Origin of the sequence: Humidesulfovibrio mexicanus (assembly GCF_900188225.1) — a bacterium.
Taxonomy (GTDB): Bacteria; Desulfobacterota; Desulfovibrionia; order Desulfovibrionales; family Desulfovibrionaceae; genus Humidesulfovibrio; species Humidesulfovibrio mexicanus.
The window spans coordinates 122,497-139,994 of sequence record NZ_FZOC01000006.1 but is presented as its reverse complement, the minus strand read 5'-3'; the positions used below and the strand labels follow the sequence as shown (position 1 = coordinate 139,994).

At 70.6% G+C, this 17,498-nt stretch carries 19 protein-coding genes; all 19 read right to left on the bottom strand.

Annotation, left to right across the window (positions count from 1 at the left end; translation table 11 throughout):
* Window positions 1-2: 2 nt before the first annotated feature.
* The 19 genes from CHB73_RS12905 to CHB73_RS12815 are packed head-to-tail and all read right to left on the bottom strand — an operon-like array spanning window position 3 to window position 17,498.
* Complete coding sequence (locus tag CHB73_RS12905) at window positions 3-746, bottom strand: cytidylyltransferase domain-containing protein (RefSeq protein WP_089275011.1); 744 nt, start codon at window positions 744-746, stop codon at window positions 3-5.
* Window positions 743-1,822: a hypothetical protein gene (locus CHB73_RS12900; RefSeq protein ID WP_089275010.1), complete on the bottom strand. Its 1,080-nt coding sequence runs from the start codon at window positions 1,820-1,822 to the stop codon at window positions 743-745. The genes CHB73_RS12905 and CHB73_RS12900 overlap by 4 nt, the downstream gene beginning before the upstream one ends.
* Window positions 1,819-3,093, bottom strand: coding sequence for an N-acetyl sugar amidotransferase (locus tag CHB73_RS12895; RefSeq protein ID WP_089275009.1), 1,275 nt, complete (start codon window positions 3,091-3,093; stop codon window positions 1,819-1,821). Before CHB73_RS12895 ends, CHB73_RS12900 begins: the two co-directional genes overlap by 4 nt.
* A complete protein-coding gene (hisF, locus tag CHB73_RS12890) occupies window positions 3,090-3,971 on the bottom strand; it encodes an imidazole glycerol phosphate synthase subunit HisF (protein ID WP_089275008.1) in 882 nt (293 codons plus the stop codon). Before hisF ends, CHB73_RS12895 begins: the two co-directional genes overlap by 4 nt.
* Window positions 3,965-4,630: an imidazole glycerol phosphate synthase subunit HisH gene (gene hisH / locus CHB73_RS12885; protein ID WP_179217031.1), complete on the bottom strand. Its 666-nt coding sequence runs from the start codon at window positions 4,628-4,630 to the stop codon at window positions 3,965-3,967. Before hisH ends, hisF begins: the two co-directional genes overlap by 7 nt.
* The gene (locus tag CHB73_RS12880; protein WP_089275006.1) at window positions 4,627-5,751 is read right to left on the bottom strand and encodes an N-acetyl sugar amidotransferase; all 1,125 of its coding nucleotides are present in this window, start codon (window positions 5,749-5,751) and stop codon (window positions 4,627-4,629) included. The genes hisH and CHB73_RS12880 overlap by 4 nt, the downstream gene beginning before the upstream one ends.
* An 8-nt stretch (window positions 5,752-5,759) precedes the next feature.
* A complete protein-coding gene (locus tag CHB73_RS12875) occupies window positions 5,760-6,968 on the bottom strand; it encodes a DegT/DnrJ/EryC1/StrS family aminotransferase (protein WP_089275005.1) in 1,209 nt (402 codons plus the stop codon).
* Window positions 6,968-7,717: a cytidylyltransferase domain-containing protein gene (locus CHB73_RS12870; RefSeq protein WP_089275004.1), complete on the bottom strand. Its 750-nt coding sequence runs from the start codon at window positions 7,715-7,717 to the stop codon at window positions 6,968-6,970. Before CHB73_RS12870 ends, CHB73_RS12875 begins: the two co-directional genes overlap by 1 nt.
* Window positions 7,718-7,719: 2 nt before the next feature.
* Window positions 7,720-8,727, bottom strand: a complete 1,008-nt coding sequence (locus CHB73_RS12865; RefSeq protein WP_089275003.1) for a radical SAM protein — start codon at window positions 8,725-8,727, stop codon at window positions 7,720-7,722.
* Window positions 8,717-9,367 carry an acyltransferase gene (locus tag CHB73_RS12860; RefSeq protein WP_089275002.1) on the bottom strand — a complete coding sequence of 217 codons (651 nt, stop codon included), beginning with the start codon at window positions 9,365-9,367 and terminating at the stop codon, window positions 8,717-8,719. The genes CHB73_RS12865 and CHB73_RS12860 overlap by 11 nt, the downstream gene beginning before the upstream one ends.
* Complete coding sequence (locus CHB73_RS12855; RefSeq protein WP_089275001.1) at window positions 9,364-10,740, bottom strand: glycosyltransferase family 2 protein; 1,377 nt, start codon at window positions 10,738-10,740, stop codon at window positions 9,364-9,366. Before CHB73_RS12855 ends, CHB73_RS12860 begins: the two co-directional genes overlap by 4 nt.
* Window positions 10,741-10,747: 7 nt before the next feature.
* Window positions 10,748-11,446, bottom strand: coding sequence for an N-acetylneuraminate synthase family protein (locus CHB73_RS12850; protein ID WP_089275000.1), 699 nt, complete (start codon window positions 11,444-11,446; stop codon window positions 10,748-10,750).
* Window positions 11,437-13,314 carry an asparagine synthase (glutamine-hydrolyzing) gene (gene asnB, locus CHB73_RS12845; RefSeq protein ID WP_089274999.1) on the bottom strand — a complete coding sequence of 626 codons (1,878 nt, stop codon included), beginning with the start codon at window positions 13,312-13,314 and terminating at the stop codon, window positions 11,437-11,439. The genes CHB73_RS12850 and asnB overlap by 10 nt, the downstream gene beginning before the upstream one ends.
* A 7-nt stretch (window positions 13,315-13,321) precedes the next feature.
* Entirely contained in the window at window positions 13,322-14,116 is a 795-nt protein-coding gene (locus CHB73_RS12840) for a phosphocholine cytidylyltransferase family protein (protein WP_089274998.1), read from the bottom strand.
* Window positions 14,113-14,733, bottom strand: coding sequence for a gamma-glutamyl-gamma-aminobutyrate hydrolase family protein (locus tag CHB73_RS12835; RefSeq protein ID WP_089274997.1), 621 nt, complete (start codon window positions 14,731-14,733; stop codon window positions 14,113-14,115). The genes CHB73_RS12840 and CHB73_RS12835 overlap by 4 nt, the downstream gene beginning before the upstream one ends.
* Window positions 14,730-15,533: a class I SAM-dependent methyltransferase gene (locus CHB73_RS12830; protein ID WP_089274996.1), complete on the bottom strand. Its 804-nt coding sequence runs from the start codon at window positions 15,531-15,533 to the stop codon at window positions 14,730-14,732. The genes CHB73_RS12835 and CHB73_RS12830 overlap by 4 nt, the downstream gene beginning before the upstream one ends.
* A complete protein-coding gene (locus CHB73_RS12825) occupies window positions 15,524-16,267 on the bottom strand; it encodes a hypothetical protein (RefSeq protein WP_089274995.1) in 744 nt (247 codons plus the stop codon). Before CHB73_RS12825 ends, CHB73_RS12830 begins: the two co-directional genes overlap by 10 nt.
* Window positions 16,258-16,959, bottom strand: coding sequence for a hypothetical protein (locus CHB73_RS12820; RefSeq protein ID WP_089274994.1), 702 nt, complete (start codon window positions 16,957-16,959; stop codon window positions 16,258-16,260). The genes CHB73_RS12825 and CHB73_RS12820 overlap by 10 nt, the downstream gene beginning before the upstream one ends.
* A complete protein-coding gene (locus CHB73_RS12815) occupies window positions 16,956-17,498 on the bottom strand; it encodes an adenylyl-sulfate kinase (RefSeq protein WP_089274993.1) in 543 nt (180 codons plus the stop codon). The genes CHB73_RS12820 and CHB73_RS12815 overlap by 4 nt, the downstream gene beginning before the upstream one ends.

The following is a 17,498-nucleotide window of genomic DNA, read 5'->3' as shown; positions in this document are numbered from 1 at the left end:
GCCTAGCCCTCGTCCACGTGCTTTTGCCGCACGTGGGCGTTGATGGCCGCGAGTTCCGGATGCTCGCGCAGGTAGCCCAGGAATTCCCAGGCGCGGGGGCACTGGCCCTCGCGGTGCACGGCCTCGAACACGCGGCGGACCACCTCGTAGTCCTCGCGCGTGTCCACGCACAGGCGAACGTCCGGCCCCGCAAGCTGGGCGTTTGCGGCCACGCCCTGCAACCGGAACAACCTGGGGTTGTGGTAGATGAAGCAGGTGACATGGGAGCGGTCCACGGGATCCTGGGTCATGGCCGCCACCCGGCGCAGCAGCGCGGTGGAGAATACCCCGGCGGCGAAGCCCATGGGCAGGACGTTTTCCGGCAGGTAGTTGGCGGTGAAGTCGTAGTCCCCCGCCAGGTGGGCGGCCACGGCCAGGTCGATGAGCACCGGGTCGTTCAGGGGCGAGTCGCCCATGAGCTGGCAGATGAGGTCGGCTTCGGCGGCCTCGGCCGCGCCCAGCACGCGGGAGAGCACGTCGTCCTCCGAGCCCCGGAAGACGCGCACGCCCAGCCGGGCGCACAGCTCCGCGATGGGCTGGTCGCCCTCGTTCGCGGTGGTGGCCACCACGACTTCATTCAGCCATTTGGAGCGTGCAACGCGCTCGAGGAGGCGTTCCAGGGCGGGTTTGCCTCCAAGGGGCAGCAGCACCTTGCCCGGCAGGCGCGACGAGCCCATGCGGGCCTCGATGATTCCGCAGATCTTCATTCTGGGGTCCTCCCTGGTGCCCCGGCGCGGAGCAGGTTGAGCAGGTCGTTCAGGCCCGCGTCGGCGAAGGTGTCCGGCGCGGAGGGCCGCATGGCGGCAAGGTCTGCGGCGAGGAGCTCCGCCGCGTTGGCGAACAGCAGCTCCGGCGGCAGGGGCAGCACGCGGCCCAGCGCCGCCTCCGGCAGCAGGGAGGCCGTTGGCCTGCCGCAGAGCCAGGCCGTGTACAGGGCCATGGTGTTGATGCCGATGACCGCCCGGGCCGCGAGGATGCTGTCCACCAGGTCGGCCTGCCGGGCCTGCTCCACGGCGAAGGGCAGCCCGCTACGGCCCAGCAGGTCCAGGTGTCGGCAGGCGGTTTCCGAAGGGTGCAGGCGGATGCGCAGGCGCGCGGCCCCGAAGCGCCGCAGCAGTTCCGGGCCGTGGGAAAGCAGGTCCGCCAGCACGCGGCCCTCGTGCGCCCCGGCGTAGACGAAGCGGCCGTTGCCGTCGGCGTTCATGCCGGGGTCGGCGGTGGTCTGGGAGAGGAACAGCAGGTCGCCTTCCGTCATGGCGGAGCAATGCCGCCCGCGGGCGGCGATGCGTTCCAGCAGGGCCTCCAGGTGGCGGTTGCGCAGGCGCGCCAGCCGGGGCAGGCCCAGCTCCCCGGCCAAGGCCAGGGCGCGCGGGTCGCACAGGGCTATGGCGTCGGGCAGGCCGCGTTCCCAGTCTTTCTCCGGATGGCCGAAGCGCTCGCGGTAGTCGCTCCAGCTGTCCAGCACGGCCGCGCAGGGAATCCGGCCCAGCAGCTCGCGCCGCACAAGGCCTTGCGGAAATTCGCCCCAGCCGGGGTTGTACAGGGCGGCGGCCCAGGGGGCCGAGCGCAGCCGGGCCGCGCATTGGGCCGCGCATTGGCCAGCATCGGGCAGGGCCAGCACAGGCAGCCCGGCACGGCGGAAAATGGCCTCGGCCGGGGCGCCTGTCAGGGTCAGCGCGGCCCAGTCCAACCCGCCGCCCTCCGCCTTCAGCAGGGCGGCCAGAAGCTCCGCGCCGCCCGCATCGTGCGCCAGCACCAGGATTTGGCCGTCGGCGCGCGTCATGGCTCCGGCTCCAAACGCCGCGCGCCGGGCTCGTCGCTGTAGCCCCGGCCGTAGATGAGGTGCGCGTTGGGCGCGCGCTCCGGGCCGGGGCGGAACTCGCAGCCCTCGGCCAGGGGCAGGGCTGCGGCCCTGTGCGCGGCCTCCTCCGGGTGGCGCTCCGGGGCGTCCAGCAGTTCCCAGGAGCCGTGCGCGCCGCGTTTCCATATGGCCGGGTCGCGCCGGGCGTCCACCAGGCGCAGGAACGCTTCGCGCTCCATGCCCAGCCAGCGCAGGAACAGCGGCAGGTCGCGGGGCTCCCGGTCCCCGCCGTGGCGCAGGACAAGCTCCAGCCCCTGGGCGCGGGTCAGGCGCTTCAGGCGGATCTCGCGGCAGGCGTGGTCCAGGGCCTTGCCATAGCCGTATTTCAGGAACTTGATCCAGTCGTGGGTTCCGGAATAGTGATGGCAGTCCATGTGGTTGTATGTGTCGAAGGTGCGCTCCTGGCTGCCGGGCTCATAGCCGTGGGCGGCGATCATGGCCTCGTGCTGGGCCTTGGAATCCCAGCGCAGGTAGTTGCCCAGGTAGATGCCGCGCACGCCGACCTTCTCCAGCTCGCGGTCGTGGGGGTAGGCGAAGGGCAGCACGTCGCGCCCGGAGAGCACGCTGGAGGCCGCGGCCAGGTCCTCGGCCTCGAAGCCCATGAGGTCGTGCTCCTTGCGGTACTTGCGGGTCATCTCCACCTCGTCCAGGTGCGAGAACATGCCCACCTGGTCCAGCCCCTGGTGCGCGCCCCAGACGATGAGCGGAATTTTGAAGCGCACCGCCGCCTGCACCGGAAACACGGTCTGCCCGGCGATGCAGTGCCAGTACATGCTGGCCATGAGGCGCAGGGTCTCCCGCGTGACGGTTTTGAGCAGCTCGGGCGAGAGGGTCATGCCGATGAGATCGCAATTGAAGCGCATACGCAGGAACGCCAGGTTGCGGATGCCGAGATCGGTGTTGTACTGCGTGTTGTAGTGCACCAAAAGCGGCCGCAGGCCGAACACGTTCTTGACCGTGTGGACGACGAAGTAGGAGTCGCGCCCGCCGCTTACCGGCACGATGCAGTCGTAGTTGGCCCCGGAGGTGTTGCGGTAGGAGGAAAGCAGCCGCTCCAGCCTGTCGCGCCGGGCGGACCAGTCGAGCGTGTCCTTCTCCTCGTGCACGCGGCAGCCGGAGCAGACCCCCTGGTCGTCGAAGGTCAGGTGCAGCGGATGGTTTTCCGGGTACAGGCAACGGGTGCAGTATCTCATATGACTTCTTTGGGGTGGTGCTCGAAGCGCATGGCCGAAAGCGCCTCGTCCGGCCTTTTGACCATGCGGCCGTCGGCGTCGAACCCGGCCGCGCCGTGCTCGTCGCTGGGGGACAGGCGCACATCCACGCCGTGGGCGCGCAGGGAGGCCTTGCACACGGCCACGCTGTGCTCCGTGTAATGCAGCATGTTGCCGACCGCCGCGGCCGCGGCCCCGGTTTCGGTCAGCACGGCGCGCAGGTGCTCCGGGCGCCCGGCCCCGCCCAGGGCGATGACCGGCACGGACACGGCCTGCGCCACCCGGCGCGTCAGGTCCAGGTCGTAGCCTTGGCCCTGGCCGTCGCGGTCCGCCGCCTGGACGAGAATCTCCCCCGCACCCAGGGCCTCCAGCCGCGTCGCCCACGCTTCCGGGGCGAGATGCGCGGGAATCTTCGCCCCGCCGGTGAACACGCGCAGGCGGTCCCCGTCCAGGCGGCGCACGTCCATGGCCCCTACCACGCACTGGCTGCCGTACACGCGGGCGATGTCCCCCACCAGCGCGGGGGACTCCAGGGCCCCGGCGTTGACCACGATCTTGTCCGCCCCGGCGCGCACCAGCCTGGCGGCGTCCTCCACGCTGCGGATGCCCCCGCCCACGGTGAGCGGGGCGAAGCAGCGTCCGGCCACGCGGCGCACCAGCTCCGGGTCGGCGGTGTCGCCTGGGCCGCGCGCGTCGATCTTGAGCAGAATGATCTCGTCCACGCCCCAGGAATCGAGGAACTCGGCCGCGATTTCCGGCCGTCCCACGGGCAGTCGCCTGTGGAAGCCCAGGCTCTGCACCACCAGGCCGCCGCCGTCTCCGGTCAACAGCAGGCAGGCGATGACGCGCTTCTTCAGCACGGCGCGGCCTCCTTTTCAAAGCCCAGGCTGGCGAAGAGCCGACGCAGGATTTTGAGGCCGTGGGCCTGGCTTTTTTCCGGGTGGAACTGCACGCCGAAGATGTTGTCGCGCTGCACCGCCGCCACCACAGCCTCCCCGTGGGAGCACACCGCGCTGACCACGCTGGCGTCGCAGTCCAGGGCGTAGCCGTGGTCGAAATACACGCAGGGCGACTCCAGCCCGGCGAACAGGGGGTCCTGGCGCAGCACGGAAAGCGTGTTCCAGCCCACGTGGGTTGCAGCCACTCCTGGCCCGGAGGCGATGCGCCGCACCCGGCCGGGGATCCAGCCCAGGCCTTTGTGCAGACTACCGCCGCCCTCCGCGCCGTCCTCCACGCCCTCTTCGGACTCCTCGGCCAGCAGCTGCATCCCCAGGCAGATGCCCAGCACGGGCTTGCCGCGCTCCAGCACGTTGCGGGCCAGGGGCTCCAGCAGACCCAAGGCGCGCAGGTTGCCCATGCCCTGGGCAAAGGCCCCCACGCCGGGCAGGATATACGCGTCCGCCGCGTCCAGGGCGGCGGCCTGGGCCGAGACCGCGTGGCGGTAGCCCAAAAAGCGCAGGGCGTTGGAAACCGATTGCAGGTTGCCCACCCCGTAGTCCACCACGAGGATGCGTTTCACGCGCCCTCCCCAAAGCTGGCGGCCAGCTCCCAGGCGCCGTCCGGCCCCTTGCGCCAGATGTCCTTGTTGCGGAAGCGCTCGGCCACCTCCCAGAACTCGGCCTCGGAGATTTCCAGGTAGCGGCAGAAGGCCGCAATGAAGCGCGGGGCGCATGTGCCGTCGTACTTGCGCACCAGCTCGATGCCCTCGGCCCTGGTCATGCGGCCCAGGCGGATTTCTTCGCTGACCTGCTCCGTCACCTTGCCGAAGCCGAACTTGAGGTGCTTGAACATCTGGTTCACCACCACGAAGTCCTCGTCCAGGGCCTCGTGCCCGGTGATGTCGCCGATGTCCTCCGGGGGGTCCGTGCGGATCTCCAGCCCGCGCGCCATGGAGAAGGCCGCGTTCTCCCGCTTGGTGAAGCCCTCGATGTAGTAGCCCATGTAGACCACCTTGAGCCGCCCCAGCTCCATGTCGTCGTCGGAGCAGTACTGGTACCAGAACAGCTCCTCCTCGCCCATGCCCTCCGGGGTCAGGGCCTGCGGCCCGCCCTTGAGGGTGTGGCAGTGCTTCATGCGGCTGGCGTCGCCTGTGGTGGAACCCACCTCCAGCGCGCCTGCGGTTATGGCCGGGTTTTCGCCCAGAAAAATGACCGGAATCTGGTAGGCGATGGCCGCCTTGGGCGCGCTGGTGTACAGCGCCATCTCCGTGGATTTCGCCCAGTTGCCGAAGCGGCGGAAGCCTTCGCGCATCAGCGTCTTCCAGGTGCCGGGCGCGGGCTGCACGGTGAGGCAGTCGAAGCCCAGGGACACCAGGTTGGACAGGTTGCGCGCCCCGCGCTCGGCCAGTTGCTCCGGCGGGTAGGAGCAGCACACCAAAAGCGGGTTCAGGCCCATTTCTTCCTTGATGAACACGGCCTGCCGCGTGCTGTCCTTGCCGCCGGACACGCCCACGATGCAGTCGTAGCCGGAGACGTTGTGCCGCCGCGCGAAGGCGCAGATCTCCTCCAGCTCCGCCCGGCGGGCGGTCCAGTCCACGTGGGGGTCCTCCTGGGCGAAGCGGCAGGCCGGGCACACCCCTTCCTCGTCAAAGACGATGCCCGGCCGCGTGTCGGGCTGGACGCAGCGCGTGCAGTAGCGCATGGGCGGGCCTATCTCCCGTTGAACAGGCGCACGGTTTCGGCCAGGGCTTCGGCCTGGGCTTCGGCTTCCGCGTCCTCGAAAAAGTTGGTCTTGAACTGCACGATCTGCCCTTGCGCGGCCTTGGCGTTGGGGCAGCGCGCGGCCCAGGCGGCGCGGAAGTCCCCGGCCCACAGGGGGTGCGCCAGCACATGGGAGAGCAGCGGATCGCCCGTGTCCCACAGGGGTTCGTCGAAGGTCATGCGCCAGGCGGCGTAGAAGGGGTCGCCGCCCTTGGCCAGGAACTCGCGCCGGAAGTCCGCCCAGGTGAAGTCCACCAGCTCCGTGCGCAGGCGCGCGGCCAGGGCGTAGTACGCGTGGACGAAGCCCTCCGGCGTGCGCTGGGGGGTGAGCCAGGAGCAGCCCTCCAGGGCCTTGAGGAGGAGGCCCGCGTTTCTGCGGCGGCGCTCCACCAGCTCCTCCAGCCGTTCCAGCTGGGCCAGGCATACCGCGGCGCACAGGTCGGGCATACGGTACTTGAAGCCCAGGATGGCGTGCCGGGCGAAGGCCGGGTTCTGCAGAAATTCCTTGGTGATGAGCCCCTGTTTGGCGCTGACGATGTCGTAGCCCAGGATGGAGAGCTGGCGCACGGCGTCGCCCAGGCGCTCGTCGGCGGTGAGCACCAGGCCGCCCTCGCCCGCGGTCATGTGCTTGGAGGCCTGGAAGCTGAAGCAGGCCATGTGGCCCATGGTCCCCGCCAGTCTGCCCCGGCACTGGCCCAGAAAGCACTGGGCGTTGTCCTCGATGACCATGATTCCGTGCTTGCGCGCCACGGCCATGAGCGCGTCCATGTCCGGGGGCAGCCCGTAGAGGGCCACGGCCACGATGGCCTTGGTGCGCCCGGTTATGCGCGCCTCCACGCTGGCGGGGTCCAGGGTCAGGGTGTCCGGGTCCACGTCGGCGAACACGGGTACGGCCTGCTGGTACACGGCCGTCATGGAGGTGCTGGCCATGGTCAGCGGCGGGGCGATGACCTCGTCGCCCTGGCCGACCCCGGCGGCGGCCATGGCGGTGTGCAGGGCCGCCGTGCCGCTGACGTGGGCTATGGCGTAGGGAGCCCCGAAGCGTTTGGCGAAGGCCTGCTCGAAGCGTCCGGTCATGAAGGAGTTCTTCGTGGTGCGGAACTCGTGCTCCAGCACCTCGTCCAAATATTTCTTCTCGTTTCCGCCAAGGCGTTTCATCAGGACTTCTCCATGGAAAGCGTGAGCCCCAGGTTGCGGGGCACGTCCGGCATCAGGGCCAGGATGTCCGGCCGGGATTCCAGCAGGGCGAGGACATCGTCGAGGAAAAACGTTCTGCCGAGCCGCAGCAGCTCCGCATACAGGGCGCGGGCGAGCGCCAGGTCCGCCGGGGTGTCCACCGTGAGGCGCAAGCCCGAAAGATCGCGCGGGGCGAGGAGGTTGCGCAGGCGGAAGTCCTGCGGCCGCATCCAGATGTGCGGGGTGACGTGCTCGCGCTCGAAAGGCTTGCGGGCCTCGCGGTGGGCGCGCTCCAGCGCCTCGCGGGAGAACACCTCCGTGTCCAGCCCCTCGGGATAGCTGGGCGTGATGGTGTTGCTCACGTAGTCCGCCCCGCCGGAGGCGAAGTCGTCCAGCAGCGCGGCCATGACGCCGGGGTCCTTGAAGGGGTCGTCGGCGGTGATGCGCACCACCACGTCGGCGCGGGCCTCGCGGGCGGCCAGGGCGTAGCGCTCCAGCACGTCGTCGGCCGAGCCTCGGAACAGGTCCGCCCCGGCCTGGCGCGCCAGGGGCGCGAGCGCCTCGTCGCCGGGCAGGGTGGTGGTGGCCACCACCATGGCCTCGATGCCGGGGCAGGCGGCCACGCGCTCCAGCACGCGGCACAAAAGCGGCCTGCCGCACAGGTCGGCCAGCACCTTGCCGGGCAGGCGCGTGGAGCCCGTGCGCGCCTGGATTATGGCCACCGTGCGCATGGCTAGCCTTCCCCCCCGCAGAGCCTGTCCAGCAGGGCCTCCGGAAGCCGGGGGCCGTCGCTCCAGTTGTCGCACCCGGCGCACAACGGCAGCTCGTGCGCGCGGCCCTGGGCCAGGGCCAGGCGGTAGGCGCGGTAGCGCGCGCCCGTGTAGACCTCGCGGATGCTCGCGGCGCTCACATCGCCCAGGATGTCCTCGCCGAAGCAGTCGCGGTGGCACAGGGTCACGCCGCCGTCCCAGTTCACTGCGGTGGAAAAGAACGGAAATTCGCAGGCGTGGCGGGCCTTGGCTTCCGTTTTGCGCACGGCCCCAAGCCCCCCGGCGAAGTTGTGCAGGGGCTGCACCTGGACTTCATCGGCGATTGGGCCCCAGTACTCGGCGAAGCGGGCGAACTCCCCGGCCAGTTCCGGCGCGCCCAGCATCTTGGCGCGGATGAAGGGCCGGTCGAGCCCGAGCGCCGCGCGGCGTTCGAAAAAAGCGTGGCAGTTGGCCAGCACCTGGCCGAAGAGGTCGCGCCCCTTGACCTTGCGGAAGGTCTCCGGCTCGAAGGCGTCGATGCTCAAGGAGATGTCGTCCACGCCGGATTCGAGAATGGCGTCCACCAGGCCGGGGTCGTCGAAGCTGGCGTTGGTGTTGAAATGGATGATCCTGGCGGCGTTCTTTTTGCGCGCGTAGGCCAGCATGTCGGCGAAGCGCGGATGCAGGGTGCTTTCGCCGTCCTTGTGCATGTTCAGCACCAGCACCGGGCCTTCGGCCGCGCATTCGTCCATGAGCCGGGTGAAGAGCCCCCAGTCCATGAAGCCCCTGGCCCGGCGCATCCGCCCGCGCGAGCCCTCGTTGTGGGCCGGGCACATGAAGCAGCGCAGGTTGCAGTTGAGCGTGGGCTCGATGTTCAGCATGAGCGGAAAGTCCTGCCGCCCCTGCTCGATGAGTTCCGGCCGCATGAAGGAGTAAGAGCCGGGGATGAAGAAGGGCCGCATGGGGTTTTCAATGCTTGCGCTATGCGTCATGGCGCGCCTCGGTTGCGGATTGTCCGCGCCTGGGTTCTCCTCGGCGGCGCAGCAGGCGCGCGGGATTGCCCGCGACGATGGCCTCGTCGCCGAAGGATTTGGTGACCACGGCCCCGGCCCCCACCACGACGCCGCGCCCGGTGCGCACGCCCTTGCAGATGAAGCTGTGGCCGCCCAGCCAGTTGTCCGGCCCGATGGCGATTGCCGCGCCCGTGTAGCCCTGCTCGCGGATGAGCCGACCCGGCTCGATCTTGTGGTCCGAGCTGTTCAGGTACACGAAGCCCGCCAGCCAGGAATCCGCCCCGATGGAAAGCCCGTGCCCGCCGTTGAGCAGGCAGTAGCTGCCCACTTGCACGTCGTCGCCCAGCTCCAGCAGGGCCGCGTTCGCCGCGACGAGCCAGACCTCGGTGCCGAGCGACACGCGCTGGCCGATGCGCACGCGGCCGCCCGCGCGCATCCGCAGGTAGGTGGTTCCGCCCAGGGTCACGTCGTCGCCAACGTGGAGATTTTTGAGGCTCGCGCCATCGCGCAGCAGGATGCGCAGGGGCCCCTGCACGCGCAGGTTGCGGCCCACGGCGGCCCCGGCCAGCCGCAGCCGCCAGGTCCAGTAGTGCGAGCGCAGGGCGTCTGGCAGGCTCATGCGGCGCCGTCCTTGCGGTCCTTGTAGATGACCCGCGCCATGTCCAGCGCGCGCCGGGAGTTGATGATGAAGCTTTCGTCGCCGGGCATGAGGAAGTTGACCACCAGCGGCCCGGACAGCGCGCCCGTGGCGAAGAGGCGCGAGCGCGAGGTCACGAAGGCGCAGGACTCCAGGTACACGGAGTCGAAGTCGCTGGCGAACTCGCGCCGGGGGTTCAGCATCTCGAAGCCGTGGGCGTTTCTTTTGAACACCGGCGAGATGACCTTCTCCACCCCGTAGGAGCTGTCCGCACCGTTGAGCGCCAGGGTGAAGACCGACTCCTCCAGCGTCTGCGTGGTGACGAAGGGGGTGTGGATGTAGTTCAGCGTGGTGACGCCGGAAAGCTCCGGGTCGTGGAGCCTGGCCACGGTTTCCAGGGTGTGGGCCACGCTGCGCGAGCGGATGGTGTCCTTGGGGTCGCGCAGGTGGAAGCGGAGCCTGGGGTCGGCGTGGCGGCGCACGGTGTCCTCGGCCTCGGGGTTGTCGCAGCTCACGATGATCGTGTCGTAGAGCGGCGACCCCGCGCAGGCGAGGATGGCCAGGTCCAGCAGGGTGTGGCCGTTGATGCGCTCGTTCCAGAGGTCGGGGAGGAAGTCGAAGTGGCGGCGGCAGGGAATGACGGCCAAAAACGGCCCCTGGCCGCGCATGGCTTCCTGCGCCATTTCGCGCTTGATTTCGCGCCGGGCGTGGAAGATGCGGCCGTGGTCGTTGGTGAGGTTGCTCCCGTGGCGGCGATAGTAGAACAGCGGCAGGTTGACGTTGGCCGACTTGTGGCTCCCCTTGAGCTTGGTCCACAGGTCGAAGCCGTCCTGTGCGCCCAGGTCCTCGCGGTAGCCGCCGCATTCCTGCAATATGCGCCTGCGGATCATGGTGCAGGCTCCGTTGGGCGGCAGGTCCGTGGCGTGGTTGCGCTCAAAGAGCCTGGGCGTGCGGCTCAGCGAGATGAAGTCGCCCTGCTCGTCGATGAGGTAGTAGTCCGGAAACACCAGCGCCACGTCCGGGTTGGCGTCCAGGTGGTTCGCCAGCACGAGCAGGATGTTCTCCTCGAACACGTCGTCGCCGTCCAGGCGGATGAGATACTCGCCGCGCGCCTCGGCGCTGGCCAGGTTGCACACCCCGGGCAGGCCCACACCTTCCGTGCGGAACAGGCGCACGCCGGGAACGCCCCGGTACAGGTCCAACACCGCCTGCGTGCGGTCCGTGGAGTTGTCGTCGAAGATGAGCAGCTCCCAGCCGGACATGCTCTGGCGCAGCACGCTTTCTATGGCGGCTTCCAGGTACTTGGCGCAGTTGCGCGCGGCGATGTAGACCGAGACCTTGGGCGCGTTGCTCATGGCAATCCTACAGGCAGCGGGCCAGCTCCGAGCGGAAGCGGCACAGCTCCCGCAATTCGTCCGGGGTCATGCTGCACACATGGTCCGGCCCGTACATGTTCTTGTCCAGCGTGAAGTGCTTCTCCACTATGCCCGCCCCGCGCGAGAGCGCCGCCATGGCGGCGGTGATGCCCTCGCTGTGGTCCGAGAACCCGGCGTAGCGGCTGAAATCCACCTGGCCCAGGCGCAGGTCCTCCAGCCGGGCGGGGTACCTGGCAATGCAATGCAAGAATCCTACCGGGGCGCTTGTGGGCACCTGGGGAAAGTCCGGGCCGTCCCACATGCCGAGCGACACCAGAAGCGGCTTGCCCGTGGCGGCCAGGGCGGCCATGAGCGCGCCCTCGCGCACGGAGCGCGAGGCCACCTTGTAGCGGCGCACCCCGGCCTCCTCCAGCAGGGGCACCAGCTCCGGGCTGAACACCGAGGCCATGAACTCGATGCCCGCGCGCGCGCAGGCCTCGGCCAAAAGCAGCACCTGCCCGCGGGAAAGCTCCGTGGACAGGTTGTAGTCATACCAGGGGTTGTTCTCCCTGGGGAACAGGGCGCGCGCATCGTAGACCTGGAACTTGGCCACGTCGGCCCCGGCCTCTTTGGCGGCGTGGATAAGCTCCACGGCAAGGGCCATGTCGCCGTTGTGGTTCTGCCCGATCTCCGCGATTATTTCCATGTGTCCGCCTCTTCCAGCCAGATGTTCAGGGTGATGAGGGAAAAGACCGTGTGGCCGCACAGGCGCTGCGGGTCGGCCAGCAGGGCGCGGGCGGCGTCCGCCGCATCCTTGCGCACAAGGCCCTCGCGCGCAAGGCGCGAGCCCGGCCCCAGGCCTTCGTCCACCAGGTCGGCCCATTGGCCGCGCAGCCAGTGGTCTATGGGCACGTTGAAGCCGTGCTTGGGCCGCGAGACCACCTCCGGCGGCAGCGCGTCCTCGAAGGCCCGGCGCAGCGCCCACTTGAGCTCGCCGCTGCGCACCATCTGCCGGTAGGACAAGCGCCCGGAAAGGGCCAGCACCTCCGGCGCGGCAAAGGGCACGCGCGCCTCCACGGAGCGGGCCATGCTCATGCGGTCGGCCTTGCGCAGCATCTCCTGCGGGAAATACATGCCCCGGTCCTGGGCGATGGTCTGGCGCGGGGTCCACGGGCCGTCCCCGCTGACGGGAAAATGACGCAGGGAATTGTGCGCCGCCGCCGCCACGTCCGGATGGAAGAGCCGGGCCTTGTCGGCCTCGGACGCGTAGTAGTGCCAGGCCCACAGGCGGCCGGGCAGGGCGCAGGCCTCCATGGCGCGCAGGCGCTCCTCCAGGTTCAGCCCCACGCTCTGGAACGAGATGTCCCCCTCTGGCCCGGACAAGGGGTCTGGTCCGGGCGCGGGCGCAGGCCCCAGCCGGTCCAGGTGGGCGTACCAGGAATAGCCGCCGAAGCATTCGTCCGCGCCGTCGCCGCTGAGCAGCACCTTTATGCCCGCCTGGCGCGCGGCCCCGCACACGGCCAGCACCCCCAGGCCAGAGGACACGGAGAAGGGCAGGTCGCCGTAGCGGCAGAAGTCGCGCAGGCCGGCGCGGAAATCGTCGGCCGCGACGCGGATGGTGTGGTGCTCGGAGCCGATTCGCCGGGCCAGCGCCTCGGCCTGGGGCGACTCGTCCGCGCGGCCGTGGTAGGGGTCGGCCACGTCCTCGAAGCCGATGGTGAAGGTGGAGAGCCTGGGCAGGCGCGCGGCGGCGAGGGTGGCCACGATGGAGCTGTCCAGCCCGCCGGAGAGGAAGGCCCCCACGGGCACGTCGGAGAGCAGGCGGCTCTCCACGGCGCGGGTCACCACCCTGCGCGTCTCGGCCACGGCCTCCGCGTCGGAGAGCGGGGCCGGGTCGGCCGCGAGGGGATGCGGCCCGGCGTAGGCCCGCAGGCGGATGCCCGAGGCGTCGGCCACCAGCAGGTGCCCGCGCGGCAGGGCGCGCACCGCGCGCAGGCCGGTGGCGGGCTCCGGCACCCAGAGGAAGGTGGGGAAGTCCCACAGGGCCTGCAGGTCTAGTCCCCGGTCCAGAATATCCAGGCGCAGCAGGCTTTTGAGCTCCGAGGCGAAGGCCAACTCGGTTTCCGAGAGCTGCGCGTAGTACAGCGGCTTCTCGCCGGGAATGTCGCGCGCGAGGATGAGCTTCTGCTCCGGCTCGATCCACAGGGCGGCGGCGAACATGCCGTCCAGGCGGTCGAAGAGCGCCTCGCCCTCCTCCTCCCACAGGTGGCAGATGACCTCGCCGTCCGAGCGGGTGGCGAAGCGGTGCCCGCGTTTTTCCAAGTCGCGGCGCAGCTCGGGCGAGTTGTAGATCTCCCCGTTGTACAGCAGGGCTGCGGAGCGGTCCTCGTTGTACAGGGGCTGGCCGCCGCCGGGCAGGTCGTTGATGCTCAGGCGGCGCATTCCGGCGCGGAAGCCCGGCCGCAGCAGGTAGCCCGCCGCATCCGGCCCGCGATGGAACAAGGCCTCCACCATGGCTTCCAGCACTGCGTCGGGCCTGGGCTCGCGCATCATGTATCCGGCGATGCCGCACATGGCGCGCCTACTCCTCCCGCTTCCGCAGGCCGACGTCGGCCGCGATGGCCCGCACCCGCGCGGTGGTCTCGGGCAGGGCCAGATCCTCCGGCGTGTCGATCTCCACCCAGCCGCCGTGGAAGGTGGCGGCCGCAAGCGGCAGTCCGGCCCGGGCGGCCTCCTGCAGCAGGTCGGTCATGAAGGCGGTTTCCGGCGTCTTGCCGTTGACGCTCCCGCGCGCGGCGCAGGCGTCGAAGATGTCCCACAGCTGGCGCGCGCCCTGGGCGCTGAAGCGCATGAGCCCGATGTACTGCCCCTCGATCTGGGCCAGGGTCTCGGGTTTGCCGCCGATCTCCACGATGGCCCCGCCGCGCATGGCCAGGGTCTCGGCGTCCTTGAGGGGGTCGCCGAAGCGCTTGCGCCAATACGGCTCCCAGTCCAGGTCCACGGCCACGGCCAGGTGTCCGGGCGCGTCCAGCACGGCGCGCAGGGCCTCGCGCGGGTAGGCGATGTCGCCGTAGCCCACCACCGCCCCGCCGGACATCAGCTCGCGGGCCTGCAGCAGGGTCCAGACCATGTTGGTCTCGGCGTAGCGCGGATTGGTCACAAGGGTCAGACCCCGCCCTTCCAGCTTCTCCGCCAGCCAGCCCGCCACCAGCACATGGTCGGTCACGCCCTCGGCGTTCAGCACGGCGCGCTGCACGTCCAGCAGGGGCAGGCCGGGCGCGGCCTCCAGCAGGCATTTGGGATTGGTCCCGGTATGGGGCCGCAGGCGCAGGCCCTGGCCTGCCGCAAGCAGCACGGCGCGCGTCACGTGGGTCATGGGGTAACCTCCAGAAAGGCGCGCACGAGGGCCATGTCCTCCTGCCGGAAGGGGGCCTGACGCTCCGGGTGCCAAAGCATCCCGGCCTGGGGCAGGGCCGCGTGGGCGAAGAGCTCCACCGAGCCGTCCGGAGCCAGGGCCAGGGCGCGCAGGCCAGCGCCCAGGTCGTCGGGCAGCAGGCCGTAATGGTGGTAGGAATTGGCGTCCGCGGGGAGCGCAGGCGCGCCTTCGCCCGAAGCGAGGCCGTGGCGCGTGGCCACGTGGCCCGGCAGAGGCCGGAGCGCGCCGCCGTGAAAGTGGTTCAGCATCTGCGCGCCCCGGCATACGCCCAGCAGCGGCAGGCGGTTTTCCCCAGCCCAAAGGATGAGCGCGCGCTCCACGGCGTCGCGCTCCGGGCAGACGTCGTCCTGCCCGGTGCCGGGCGCGGCGTTGCCCCCCGTGAGCAGCACGGCCTGGGGCCGCAGGCGCTCAAGCCAGGCGTCCAGCAGGCGCGGGGCGCCTGGCGCGGGCGCACACACAAGGCCGCAGGCGGCCAGGAATTCCGGCCAGGCCCGGTCCAGGCAGTCGCGCTCCTCGCGTCCGGAAACGCGGCGCTGCGAAACGGCGACGAGCTTCACGCGGCCTCCCTGCCGGGCTTGCGGGCCAGGCACACGGTGACGTTGCACATCTGGTACGGGGCCAGAGCGTAGAGCGCGCCCTGCAGCGCGCGTCCGGCCAGGTTCAGGCGGTAGCCGTCGCGTCGGCCACGGCTTTCGTCGAAGCTGGCCTGCTCCGCCGCGCGGAACAGGGGGAACTTGTAGAGGAAGGGGTAGTTCTGCGCGGCCCAGGTGCGCTCCACCGTGAACCCGGCGCGGGTCAGCAGGGACTCGTACTCGCGCCGGGTGAGGTTCAGCTTGTGGAACTGGCCGGGGCCGTCCGGCTTGGGGCCTTTGGCCTTTTGGGCCGCGTGCCAGTCGATGAGCCGGTTTTGCAGGTTGTCCGTGCGGAAGGAGGCGCAGAGCGCGCCGCCAGGGGCCAGCACGCGCAGGGTCTCGGCCAGGGCCTGGTCCATGCCGTGCTCGATGCCGTGATACAGGCCAAAGGCCAGCACGCACTGGAATGCACCGTCGGCGAAGGGCAGGCGGCGCATGTCGGCCTGCACGAGCGTGAGCGAGCCGTCGGCTTGGGCAAGTTTCGCCAGGCCCGGAGCCACGTAGTCCATGCCGACGATGCGCGCGCCCTGGTCGTGGAAACGCCGCAGGATGCGCCCGCTGCCGCACCCGGCCTCCAGCACGGGGCCGCTGACGCCCTGCATGGCCTCCAGGGCGTGGCGCAGGGGGTAGGCCTCGGGATTGGCCGCAGCCTCGTCCGCCGGGATTGCGGCCCAGCGCCTGGCCCAGTAGGCGTCCACGTGCTCCTGGCGGCGGGTTACGCGCATGGCTTGAGCCCTCCGCCAAGAATGGCCAGGTGGCGCAGCACCGGGTGCATCACATAGAAGGTGCGGCCGCCCGTGTTGTCCGCCTCGCGGTGGTCCACGCCGGGGCCGCCCGCCTGCGCGATGCGTTCCAGGGCGTCCAGCAGCACGCGGGCGCGGAAGAGCGGGTCCAGCACGTAGTCCAGGCCGCTGGGGTCTGCCGGGCGGGAAAAGCGCCTGCGCGCCAGGATGGGGCCGCAGTCGATGTCCCCGGTCATGAGGATGGCCGAGGCCCCGCACTCGTCGCGCTCCAGCAGGCTGTAATAGTTGGTGGTGCTGCCCTTGTAGTCCGGCAGCCAGCCGCCGTGCACGTGCAGAAAGCTTTTGCCCAGGCCCAGCACTCCGTCGCGCAGGATGGCCCCGCCGGGGCCGGAGAAGATGGCCAGGGATTCGGGCCGGGCGCGCAGGGCGGCGGCCACCTCCGGGCCGTTCATGTCCAGGGACGCCACGGGGGTGGCGCTTACGCCCGCGCGGGCCAGGGTCTGGGCCACGGGCTCGGCCGGGTCGAAGCGCAGGCCGCAGGCCTTGGCCGGGGGCAGGGGGGCGGCAGCGCTCCCGGCCATGGCCGCCGGAGCATCAGCCGGGGCGCGCAGGAGCAGGGCGTGGGCGGGCAGCAGCCCGGCCTGCTCCATGGCCTGCGCGTACGCGCGGGAGCGGGCGGTGTCCGCCGCGAGGAAAATGACCCCGTTCAGCGCCATGGGGCGTCCTCCGGCGAGAGGGCGTTGACGCGCCAGACCTCGGCGCGCAGGGAGAGCAGGGCCAGGGCGGCGTTTTCCGGGCGGGCGGCCAGGGCCGGAAGCTCGGAACAGAGGGTGTCGTTCAGTTTGAGCTGGGCGTTGAGCAGCCGCAGCTCCGTGTCCGGGCCGGGGCACAGGCCGAGCGCCGCCGCCAGCAGGGCGTGCAGGCCGATGTCCCGGTTGCCCGCGTCCGGGTCGGTGGGCGTGCCCAGGCCGTATAGTGGGTGCGGGGCGTAGGCCGGAAACAGGCGCTTGGCCACCTCGATTTTTCGCGCCAGGCGCGGGAGCCATTGGGCGTCGGCCGCGCTGTTCTCGCCGCTGGCCGCGCGGACGAGCAGGGCGCGCAGCAGCGGGGCCAGGGCCACCTCCGCGCCGTTTGCCTCAGACGCGGGCTTGGGCGCGGGCTTGGGCGCGGGCAGGGCTGCGCGCAGGGCGTCCAGGTCCGCCTGACGCCCGGCGAAGGATTCCAGCAGGGCCAGGCACAGGCCGGGCAGGGGCGATTCCTGGGGGAGGGCGGCAACTCCGGCCAGCTCCGCCATGGCCCGGCCGCGCTGCTCCGCCCAGGCGCAGAGAAAGTCCGCTCCGCCGTAGGGCGGGTACATGTACCGGCAGGGTTCGGCCAGCAGGCCGGGCGAGGCGTAGGGATAGCTCACCGCCCGCCTCCGGCGTCCGGGAAGCCGGGCGCGTGGCCGAGGATCATGGCCGCGATTTCCGGCGCGCGCGCAAGCAGCGCGTCCAGGCTTCCGGTGTTCGTGATGGTCAGGTCCGGCCGGGCTGGCCGCACAAAGGGGATGTCCACGCCGGGCATGTCGGCCATGCGTCCGGCCAGCGCCTCGCGGTACAGGCCCTTGGGGTCGCGCGCGGCGAGAGCGTTCAGGGGAACGTCCAGGAACACCTCGCGGTAGGCGCGCAGGTTGTCGCGGTTCCATTGCCGCGTGTCCTCGAACAGGGACAGGATGGCGCAGACCACGTCCACGCCCTGGTCGTCCAGCAGCTTGCACAGGCCGTTGAAGCGTTTGGCGTTCTTGTGCCTGTCTTTGAGGCTGTGGCCCAGGTCGGCCCCGAAGACCTGGCGCACGGCGTCGCCGTCCAGCAGCACGCAGGCCCGGCCGCTGGCGCGCGTCAGGCGCGTCACCTCCTGGGCCAGGGTGCTCTTGCCAGAGCCGGAAAGTCCGATGATCCACACCACCAT